The 9919-nt window shown below is 70.1% G+C and carries 8 protein-coding genes; 5 read left to right on the plus strand and 3 right to left on the minus strand.

Annotation, left to right across the window (positions count from 1 at the left end; translation table 11 throughout):
- Positions 1-114: 114 nt before the first annotated feature.
- Positions 115-645, minus strand: coding sequence for a PadR family transcriptional regulator (locus tag L0P92_RS37595; protein WP_234767559.1), 531 nt, complete (start codon positions 643-645; stop codon positions 115-117).
- An 86-nt stretch (positions 646-731) separates the two neighbouring features.
- Here L0P92_RS37595 and L0P92_RS37600 point away from each other — a divergent pair, with 86 nt between their 5' ends.
- Positions 732-2054, plus strand: coding sequence for an MATE family efflux transporter (locus L0P92_RS37600; RefSeq protein ID WP_234767560.1), 1323 nt, complete (start codon positions 732-734; stop codon positions 2052-2054).
- Here the strand turns inward: L0P92_RS37600 and L0P92_RS37605 are convergent.
- Complete coding sequence (locus L0P92_RS37605; RefSeq protein WP_372497394.1) at positions 2015-3250, minus strand: glycosyltransferase 87 family protein; 1236 nt, start codon at positions 3248-3250, stop codon at positions 2015-2017. The genes L0P92_RS37600 and L0P92_RS37605 overlap by 40 nt on opposite strands.
- Before the next feature lie 120 nt (positions 3251-3370).
- Between L0P92_RS37605 and L0P92_RS37610 the strand changes: the two genes are divergently transcribed.
- A complete protein-coding gene (locus L0P92_RS37610) occupies positions 3371-4513 on the plus strand; it encodes a glycosyltransferase family 4 protein (RefSeq protein ID WP_234767562.1) in 1143 nt (380 codons plus the stop codon).
- A 171-nt stretch (positions 4514-4684) separates the two neighbouring features.
- Positions 4685-6307: a GMC oxidoreductase gene (locus L0P92_RS37615; RefSeq protein ID WP_505016556.1), complete on the plus strand. Its 1623-nt coding sequence runs from the start codon at positions 4685-4687 to the stop codon at positions 6305-6307.
- Between the two features lie 15 nt (positions 6308-6322).
- Here the strand turns inward: L0P92_RS37615 and L0P92_RS37620 are convergent, their stop codons facing one another.
- The gene (locus L0P92_RS37620) at positions 6323-8119 is read right to left on the minus strand and encodes an AMP-dependent synthetase/ligase (protein ID WP_234767565.1); all 1797 of its coding nucleotides are present in this window, start codon (positions 8117-8119) and stop codon (positions 6323-6325) included.
- 296 nt (positions 8120-8415) lie between these two features.
- Here L0P92_RS37620 and L0P92_RS37625 point away from each other — a divergent pair, with 296 nt between their 5' ends.
- Both L0P92_RS37625 and L0P92_RS37630 read left to right on the plus strand, forming a co-directional pair.
- On the plus strand, positions 8416-9213 hold the full coding sequence (locus tag L0P92_RS37625) for a metallophosphoesterase family protein (protein ID WP_234767566.1): 798 nt from the start codon (positions 8416-8418) through the stop codon (positions 9211-9213).
- Positions 9214-9314: 101 nt separating this feature from the next.
- The gene (locus L0P92_RS37630; RefSeq protein ID WP_234767567.1) at positions 9315-9755 is read left to right on the plus strand and encodes an SRPBCC family protein; all 441 of its coding nucleotides are present in this window, start codon (positions 9315-9317) and stop codon (positions 9753-9755) included.
- Positions 9756-9919: the final 164 nt, after the last annotated feature.

The raw sequence follows: 9919 nt of genomic DNA on the forward strand, positions 1-9919 counted from the left end.
GGGCGGGCGGGGGCGGTGGAGGCGGCGCTGAAGGACGTCCTGGGGACGTCTCTGGAGGAGTTCAGGGGCGAGTGGCGGGACTACCTCAGGGCTCAGCTCTCCTGACCTGCGGGCTCAACTCGTCCGATCCAGCCGCGCGACGGCCTCTGTAAGCCATGCGCGCTCCGCCTCGCCGGTCGCCCGGGCCACGCGCAGCATGCCCTGCCGGAACAGGTCCTCGGCTTCCTCCGCCCGCACTGGCTTCCCGCCTTCGTAGAAGAAGCTCGTGGGCATGGTGAGGAACTCCAGCCTGCGGCGCAGTACGTCCGCCTGCTCCCGGCGGTCCGGCAGGTGCCGTAGGAAGGACAGGACCGTGTTGAAGCGGACCTGGTCGGTGATCTCGACCTGCTTGGGGTGGCGCAGGCGTTCCAGCAGGTCCTCGCGGCCCTTGTCGGTGAGGGAGAGGATCCGGCGCGGGGCGGCGCTCGCGCCCGGCTCGGTGTGTTCGTCGAGCTTGCCCGCTTTGATGAGACGTGTGATCGCCGGATAGAGCGCACCGTCGCTGACCGGCCGGACATGACCGCTCAGCGCCTTGATGCGTTCCTTCAACTCATAGCCGTGCAAGGGCTGTTCGGCCAGAAAGCCCAGGATCGACAGTTCCAGCATGGTCCTCCTTGCGGGTGCGGTGACCCGATGGTACCTCTTATCGAGCTATCTCGAATCGAGGTACCTTCGTTGAAGGGGACCGAACCGTGAACGCGCATCGCCGGCAGCTCATCCTGCTCGCCCACCCCGTCTACCTCTCGCTCCTCGCCTCCGTCGCCACCGGGATCATCAACACCGTCTGGGTGTCCCGGCTCGGAGGCCCGGCCGTGGCCGCCGTGGCGGTCGCGACCAACACCGAGAACGTCCTGCTCGGCGTGGCTCTCGTCTTCGGCTCCGGTACGACCGTGCTGGTCGCGCGGGCCAGGGGGGCGGGGGACGGGAGAGCGGTGCGGGCGGCGGTGCGCGGCGGCTGGGCGGTGTGGGCGTTGGTCACGCCGGTCGTCGTGGGTGGCGGGTTCCTGCTGCGGGAGCCCTTGGCACGACTGGTGCTCGGCGGGGGCGACGGCGCGGCGGTGCCGCTCGCGGTGGGCTACTTCGCGATCTCGCTGCCGGGGGCGGTCGTGTTCTTCGCACAGCAGTTGGTCGACGGAATCCTCAAAGGCGCCGGCGACACGAGGACCCCGATGCGGCTGGCCCTGCTGGCCAACGGGCTCGTCCTCGTGTGCGACCCGTTCCTCATTCACTTCTACGGCGTCCAGGGCGCCGCCGCCTGCACCGCGCTGTGTCGGCTCGTGGCTCTGGGAGTGGGACTGGCCGCCCTGGGCCGGAACGAGCTGCTGCGCGCGACCGCCGACGTGCCGCCCGCCGAGCCGGTCGGTGCCGCGCTGCGGCGCACGCTGCGGACCGGGCTGCCGATGTCGGCCGACTTCACCGTGCGGCAGGCCGGCGCGCTGGTGCTGGTCGCGATCGTGGCGCGGCTCGGGGTGACGGCGGTGGCCGCGTACGCCATCGCGTACAAGGTCATGTACGTCGCCACCATGGCCTTCTACGCCGTACGCCAGGCCGCCGCCATCCACACCGCACACCTGCTCGGCGCCGGGCAGGACGAGCGGCGGGCCATCGGGCGGCAGGTGGTGCTGGTGTCGGGGAGTGCGGGGCTGGTGTCGGCTGTGCTGCTGGGTGCCGCCGCCCCGTGGATCATGGCCGCGTTCGGCGCCGGACCCGCCGTGGCCCACGCCGGTGTGCTGTTCCTGCGCTGCGTCGGGCCCTACCTGCTTCTCATGGCCTGTTTCATCGCCCTCGGCGGGGTCTTCGAGGGCAGCGGGGGAGCGCCGGTGCTGCTGCGGGTCACCGTGCTCGGTACGGCGCTGCAGCTTCCCCTCGCATACGGGCTCTCGGGGCTCGGGCTGCCCGGTGTGTGCCTGGCCCTGACGCTCTCGATGGGCGTGCAGTGCGCGGTGGTGCTGGTGCTGTCGCGGCGGGCGCGGCGTCAGGAGGGCAGCGAGGTCTCCTTGGCACGGGTGGCCTGAGCCTGTACGGGAACCGGGGTCGGCCGCGGGACCGTGGAGCGCCAGAGTTCGCGGGCGGCGAGGAGCGTGGCGAGGACCAGCAGCCCGTTGCGCAGGAACAGCAGCGTGACCCCGAGGCCGTCGCTGGCGACGACGTGGGAGAACCACACCGGGAACTCCAGCACCGTGACGAAGGACGCCAGCAGGACCAGCGCCACGGGAAGCCTCATCCGGCTCTCCCGGAAGCAGAGGCACACGGCCCCGAGCCCCACCAGCCACACCATGTACTGCGGACTGATCACCCGACTCGTCGTCACGAACATCAGCACCGCCACGAAGGCCCCGTCCGCGAGCGTGTGCACGTGAAAGCTCCGCGCCCGCAACCGCCACACCAACAGCCACCCGAACGCCAGCCCGCTCAGCACGAGCGCCGCCGTACTCACGACGTCGACATACGGCCCGAGGAACTCCACCGAGCCGTAGTTCAGCAGCACCTCCCCGTCCCAGCCGTACTGCCGGGCCACATGGAAGACCAGCGCCCCCAGCGACTCCACCTCCGTCCCCCGGTCGCGCTGGAAGGTCAGGAACGCGAAGGCACCCGGCATGGCGAGAGCGAACAGCGCCGCCAGCGCCCCGGCGGTCAGCGCGGCCCACACCCACGACCCCCGCCTACGCGCCGCCACCAGCAACAACACCGGCCACACCTTCAGCATCGCCCCGAACGCCGTCAGCGCCCCCATCACCCTGGGATACCGCGCGCCCGCGAGCAGCGCGGCCACGGCGACCCCGGTGACCATCACGTCGTAGCGGGCGTACACGGTCGGCCCGAGCAGCGGTACGCCCACCACCCACACCCAGGCCCCGCGCAACGTCCGGCCGGGGCGCAGACCGGCGTACAGCAGAAGCAGCAGCACCACCAGGTCGGCGGCGAAGCACAGGACGAAGAACGCCGACGTGTAGTCCAGCCAGAACACCAGCGCGGGGGACAGGATCGGCAGCGCCGCGGCGGGCGGATACTGCCAGGTCACGTCGTCCAGCGGGAACGTTCCGGTGCGCAGCACCTCGTACCAGCCCTGATAGATCACCGACACGTCGCTGGTGACGTCCGGGCCGGGGAAGACGTACACCTTGAACACGAAGAGCAGCAGCACCACTCTGGTCAGCGCCCAGCTGCCCACAAGCCAGGCCAGGGATCGCCGCGTGCCTGTCTTCTCCACCACAACCCCTGCCATTCGCTGCCCGTCTCCGTGCAACATGATGTCGTGTCCAGCTGTGTGCGGGCCACACACGTGGCCGGGCACCACCTGTGAACAGCGGCTTCGGTAGGGTCGGCGGCGATGCACAAGACGCTGATCGTGACCAACGACTTCCCGCCCCGCCCCGGCGGCATCCAGGCGTTCCTGCACAACATGGCGCTGCGCCTCGACCCGGAGCGCCTCGTCGTCTACGCCTCCACCTGGAAGCGCGGCCGAGAGGGCGCCGAGGCCACGGCCGCCTTCGACGCCGAGCAGCCCTTCACGGTCGTACGGGACCGTACGACGATGCTGCTGCCGACGCCGGGCGCGACCCGGCGCGCGGTCGGACTGCTGCGCGAGCACGGCTGTACGTCGGTGTGGTTCGGGGCGGCGGCCCCGCTCGGCCTGATGGCCCCGGCGCTCAGGAAGGCGGGCGCCGAGCGGATCGTGGCCACCACGCACGGCCACGAGGCGGGGTGGGCCCAGCTGCCCGCCGCCCGGCAGCTGCTGGGGCGGATCGGGGAATCGACGGACACGATCACCTACCTGGGCGAGTACACGCGCTCGCGGATCGCCACGGCCCTGACGCCGGAGGCGGCCTCGCGGATGGTGCAGCTGCCGCCAGGGGTGGACGAGAAGACCTTCCACCCGGGCTCGGGCGGCGACGAGGTCCGCGCGCGCCTGGGCCTCACGGACCGCCCGGTGGTCGTCTGCGTCTCCCGCCTCGTCCGCCGCAAGGGCCAGGACACCCTCATCCAGGCCATGCCCCGCATCCTCGCCGCCGAGCCGGACACGGTGCTGCTGATCGTCGGGGGCGGCCCGTACGAGAACGACCTGCGCAAACTCGCCCACACCACGGGCGTCGCCGACTCCGTCCGCTTCACGGGTCCCGTGCCCTGGTCGGAGCTGCCCGCGCATTACGGCGCCGGGGATGTCTTCGCGATGCCGTGCCGGACCAGGCGGCGAGGGCTGGACGTGGAGGGCCTCGGCATCGTCTACCTGGAGGCGTCGGCGACGGGCCTGCCGGTGGTCGCCGGTGACTCGGGCGGCGCCCCGGACGCGGTCCTGGACGGCGAGACGGGCTGGGTGGTGAGGGGCGGCTCCCCGGGGGAGGCCGCCGACCGGATCGTCACGCTCCTGGGAGACGCCGAGCTGCGCAGCCGGATGGGCGAGCGGGGAAGGGAGTGGGTCGAGGAGAAGTGGCGCTGGGACCTGCTGGCGGAGAAGCTTCAAACGCTGCTGTAGGACAACACCCTGCTTTGTGCTTTTAGGGGCGCGGGACTGTATCGATTTGCGGCTCCGCCGCGTGGGCGCGATCAACCACAAACAACCCGCACCCGCCCACAACGAATACGCGGCACCCCACTAGGCGGAACCCAATAATCCGCACATGCTGCGCACATGACATCAAACCTGATGCAGCGTCAGCTGACAAGACGTCAAATCCTGGGCATGGCGGCCCTCCAAACCGCAGCCACCCTCGGCTTCACCCGCGTCTCCCTCGCGGCAACCCAGGAAGCCGAGCCCGACGCAGTCGAATCCACCCCCGCCATAGTCATCGGCTCCGGCTACGGCGGCGCAGTCGCCGCACTCCGCCTAGGAGAGGCCGGCATCCGCACCCTCGTCCTGGAGATGGGCCGCCTGTGGAACACCACCGGCCCCGACGGCAAGGTCTTCTGCTCCACGGCCGCCCCCGACCACCGCTCCATGTGGTTCCGCACCCGCACCGAGGCCCCGCTCGCCACCTTCCTGTGGCTGGACGTGGTCAACAAGGACATCAGCCCCTACCCCGGAGTCCTGGACCGTGTGCACTACGACCACATGTCCGTGTACGTCGGCCGGGGCGTCGGCGGCGGCTCCCTGGTCAACGGCGGCATGGCCGTCACCCCGCTCCAGTCCTACTTCGCCGAGCAGTTCCCGACCGTGGACACCGCCGAGATGTACCGCACGTACTTCCCGCGCGCCCGCTCCATGCTCGGCGTCAACACCGTCGACCCGGCGTGGTTCGAGTCCACGGAGTGGTACCGCTTCACCCGGATCTCCCGCAAGCACGCGAGCAACGCGGGCCTGAAGACGACCTTCGTGCCCAACGTCTACGACTTCGGGTACATGGAGCGGGAGGCCGCCGGCAGCGCCACCAAGTCGGCGCTGGCCGGCGAGGTCATCTACGGCAACAACCACGGCAAGCGCAGCCTCGACCAGACCTACCTCGCCTCCGCGCTCGGCACCGGGAACGTCACCATCCACACCCTGGAGCGGGTGAGGTCGATCAGCAGGGCCGCCGACGGGACGTACGTCCTGGCCGTCGACCGGCTCGACGACACCGGGGCCGTCGTGGAGACCAAGGAGTACGGCTGTACGTACCTCTTCCTCGGTGGCGGCAGCGTCGGGACCACCGAACTCCTCGTCCGGGCCCGGGAGTCGGGCACCCTGCCCGCCCTGGACGCCGGCGTCGGCACCGGGTGGGGGACCAACGGCAACGTCATGCTCGGGCGGGCCAACCACCTGTGGGACACCGTCGGGGCGAACCAGGCGACCATGCCGGTCATGGGCATCGACGACTGGGCCAACACCGCCAACCCCGTCTTCGCCGAGATCGCGCCCCTGCCGACGGGCCTTGAGCACTGGGTCAGCCTCTATCTGGCGATCACCAAGAACCCGGAGCGCGCGTCGTTCTCGTACGACAGCGCCACCGGAGCGGTGAAGCTGGGCTGGAGTGCCGCACAGAGCGCCGTGTCCGTGGGCATGGCGAAGAAGCTGTTCGACCGGATCAACCGGGCGAACACCACGATCTACCGGTACGACCTCTTCGGCTCGGGCAACAAGGTCTTCGCCGACGACTTCACCTACCACCCGCTGGGCGGGTGCGTGCTGGGGAAGGCGACCGACGACTACGGCCGGGTCAAGGGGTACTCGCGGCTCTACGTCACCGACGGTTCGCTCGTGCCCGGCTCGATCGGCGTCAATCCGTTCGTGACGATCACCGCGCTCGCCGAACGCACGATGGCGCGGGTCCTCGTGGAGGACACCGCGCCATAACCGCCGTATGTGTGCCTACTTCTGGTAGATCGCCTCGATCTCGTCAGCGAAGTCCTTCGCCACGACGTTGCGCTTGAGCTTCAGCGACGGGGTCAGATGGCCCGAGTCCTCCGTGAACTGGGAGGGGAGAATGCGGAACTTCCGCACCGATTCCGCCTTCGACACCGCGGCGTTGCCGTCGTCGACCGCCGACTGGATCGCGGCCAGCAGGTCGGGGTCCTCGTGCAGCGACGCCGCGGTGGAACCCGCCGGTTTGCCGTGGTCGGCGCACCAGCGGCCGAGGAACTCCTCGTCGATGGTGACCAGCGCGCCCACGAACGGCCGCCCGTCGCCCACCACCATGCACTCCGCGACCAGCGCGTGCGCCCGGATACGGTCCTCGATCACGGCCGGGGCGACGTTCTTGCCGCCCGCGGTGACGATGATCTCCTTCTTGCGGCCGGTGATCCTCAGATAGCCGTCCTCGTCGAGGGTGCCGATGTCACCGGTGTGGAACCAGCCGTCGGCCAGCGCCTCCTCGGTCGCGCCCGGGTTGTTCCAGTACTCCTTGAACAGGTGCTCGCCGTGCAGCAGCACCTCACCGTCGTCGGCGATACGGATCACCGAGCCCGGCAGGGGCTGGCCGACCGTGCCGATCTTCTGGCGGTCCCAGGGGTTGAAGGCGGTGGCGGCACAGGACTCGGTCAGGCCGTAGCCCTCCAGGACCGTGAAGCCGATGCCGCGGAAGAAGTGCCCGAGCCGCTCGCCGAGCGGGGCGCCGCCGGAGATCGCGTACTCGCCCTTGCCGCCGAGGACCGCGCGCAGCTTGCTGTAGACCAGCTTGTCGAAGACCTTGTGCTTGATCTTCAGGCCGACCGGCGGGCCGGACGGGGTGTCCAGCGCCTTGCTGTAGGCGATGGCCGTGTCCACCGCCTTGTCGAAGATCTTGCCCTTGCCGTCGGCCTGCGCCTTGGCGCGCGCCGAGTTGTAGACCTTCTCGAAGACCCGCGGCACGCCCAGGATCAGCGTCGGGCGGAACGAGGCCAGCTCGTCGGTGAGGTTCTTGATGTCCGGGACGGTGCCCAGCTTGATCGGCGCCATCATCGGCGCGACCTGCACCAGGCGGCCGAAGACATGGGCCAGCGGGAGGAAGAGCAGGACCGAGCACTCGCCGGTGCGGAACAGCGGCCGCAGGCGCTCGACGATGTTGCCGCACTCGGCGAAGAAGCTGCGGTGGGTCAGCACACAGCCCTTGGGGCGGCCGGTCGTGCCGGACGTGTACACGATCGTCGCCGGGTCGTCGGCCTTCGCCAGCGAGCTGCGCTCCTCGACCGTCGCGTCGCTGATGTCCTGCCCGAGCCGGCCCAGCTCCTCGACGCCGCCGGCCTCGATCTGCCAGACGTGCTTGAGCGCGGGCAGCCGGTCACGCACCGACTCCACGGCTGCGGTGTGGCCGTCCAGCTCCGTGATCATGGCGGTCGCGCCCGAGTCGCCGAGGATCCACTGCACCTGCTCGGGCGAGCTGGTCTCGTACACCGGCACGGTGACCGCGCCCGCCGACCAGATCGCGAAGTCGAGCAGGGTCCACTCGTAGCGCGTACGGGACATCAGACCGACCCGGTCGCCCGGTCCGACCCCGGCGGCGATGAGCCCCTTCGCCGCCGCGTGCACCTCGGCGAGGAAGGCGGTGGCCGAGACGTCCTGCCAGGCGCCGCCCACCTTGCGGGCGATGACGGCCACGTCCGGGTGCTGCGCGGCGTTTCTGCGGACGATGTCGGTCAGATTCCCGTCCGCAGGGACCTCGTACAAAGCCGGAAGGCTGAACTCGCGCAAGACTGCTGCTCCTCATAGGGCGCCGGCGCCACGACGTTGTGCGATGCGACGGTGCGGTCCATGGCTCGGGCAAGTGCTCTGGGATTCACATGTTGAAATCCAGAGCACGACTGGACCGACCGGACGTTACCCGCCGGTATGGCTTCTTCGACAGGGGGGTCCGGCGAGATGTTCGCTGCGTCACACGGATTGGTACCTCTGCGCGCACAGTAGTCGAGCCGTCTGACGACTGGCCAGTAACCATCGGTTCGGCCGCCACTGTTCACGTTTGCCGCACACGCCTACCCTTGATCGCCATGGCACCGACACCGACGGGAAACCGCAGCACCCGCGTCCATGTGGTCAGCGACGTACACGGCAACGCCCGCGACCTGGCCCGGGCCGGCGCGGGCGCGGACGCCCTGATCTGCCTGGGCGACCTGGTGTTGTTCCTGGACTACGCCGACCACTCGCGCGGCATCTTCCCCGACCTGTTCGGCGTGGAGAACGCCGACCGCATCGTGGAACTGCGCACCGCCCGGCGCTTCGAGGAGGCGCGGGAGCTGGGGGCGCGGCTGTGGGCCGGAGTCGGCTCGGACCGGTGGGTGGTGATCGAGAAGGCGGTACGCAAGCAGTACGCCGAGCTGTTCGCGGCGTTCCCGACACCGACGTACGCCACCTACGGCAATGTCGACATGCCGCCCCTGTGGCCGGAGTACGCCGGACCCGGCACCACGGTGCTGGACGGGCAGCGCGTCGAGATCGGCGGGTGGGTCTTCGGCTTCGTGGGCGGCGGCCTGCGCACACCGATGCGGACGCCCTACGAGATCAGCGACGAGGAGTACGCGGCGAAGATCGAGGCCGTGGGGGAGGTGGACGTGCTCTGCACGCACATTCCGCCGGAGGTCCCCGAGTTGGTGTACGACACGGTGGCGCGGCGTTTCGAGCGGGGCAGCAAGGCGCTGCTGGAGGCGATTCGCCGTACCCGCCCCCGTTACTCCCTGTTCGGGCATGTGCATCAGCCGCTCGTCCGCCGGATGCGGATCGGGGCGACGGAGTGTGTGAACGTGGGGCACTTCGCCGCGTCGGGGAAGCCCTGGGCGCTGGAGTGGTGAGGTGGGGTGAAGTCGCCCGGCCAGGCGCGCGGTAGCCTTCACGCTGCGCACGCGTGCGCATCACGACTTCTTACCGGCCCGCTTCTGGAGGAGCCACGGCGATGGCGGAACACACCAGCTCGAGCATCACGATCGAGGCGGCACCGGCCGATGTCATGGGGGTGATCGCCGACTTCGCGCGCTACCCGGACTGGACCGGTGAGGTGAAGGAGGCGGAGGTCCTCAAGACCGACGGCCAGGGGCGTGCCGAGCAGGTCCGGCTCGTCATGGACGCCGGCGCGATCAAGGACGACCAGGTGCTGGGGTACACCTGGACCGGCGAGAACGAGGTGTCCTGGACGCTGGTGAAGTCCCAGATGCTGCGCTCGCTCGACGGCTCGTACATCCTGAAGCCGGCCGGCGCGGGGTCGACCGAGGTCACCTACCAGCTGACCGTCGACGTCAAGATCCCGATGCTGGGGATGATCAAGCGCAAGGCGGAGAAGGTCATCATCGACCGGGCGTTGGCGGGGTTGAAGAAGCGGGTGGAGTCGGGCAAGTAGGGGTCGCGCCGTAGGGGTGCCGGTGTTTTGCCGGGTGCGGGTCCGTCGTGGCCGGTCGCGCAGTTCCCCGCGCCCCTGGGTCGGCTCAGCTGCGGGCATTCGTGCCGCCTGGGGCGGCACGGGTGGGCGCAGGCGGCACCCCGTAGCGCCGGGCTGCGTGACCC

Origin of the sequence: Streptomyces muensis (assembly GCF_021474425.1) — a bacterium.
Taxonomy (GTDB): Bacteria; Actinomycetota; Actinomycetes; order Streptomycetales; family Streptomycetaceae; genus Streptomyces; species Streptomyces muensis.

What these genes read in the sequence shown, in the direction of transcription:
- L0P92_RS37595 (WP_234767559.1), bottom strand. Translation starts at nt 645, where the DNA reads ATGCTGGAACTGTCGATCCTGGGCTTTCTGGCCGAACAGCCCTTGCAC.
- L0P92_RS37610 (WP_234767562.1), top strand. Translation starts at nt 3,371, where the DNA reads ATGCACAAGACGCTGATCGTGACCAACGACTTCCCGCCCCGCCCCGGC.
- L0P92_RS37615 (WP_505016556.1), top strand. Translation starts at nt 4,685, where the DNA reads ATGCAGCGTCAGCTGACAAGACGTCAAATCCTGGGCATGGCGGCCCTC.
- L0P92_RS37625 (WP_234767566.1), top strand. Translation starts at nt 8,416, where the DNA reads ATGGCACCGACACCGACGGGAAACCGCAGCACCCGCGTCCATGTGGTC.
- L0P92_RS37630 (WP_234767567.1), top strand. Translation starts at nt 9,315, where the DNA reads ATGGCGGAACACACCAGCTCGAGCATCACGATCGAGGCGGCACCGGCC.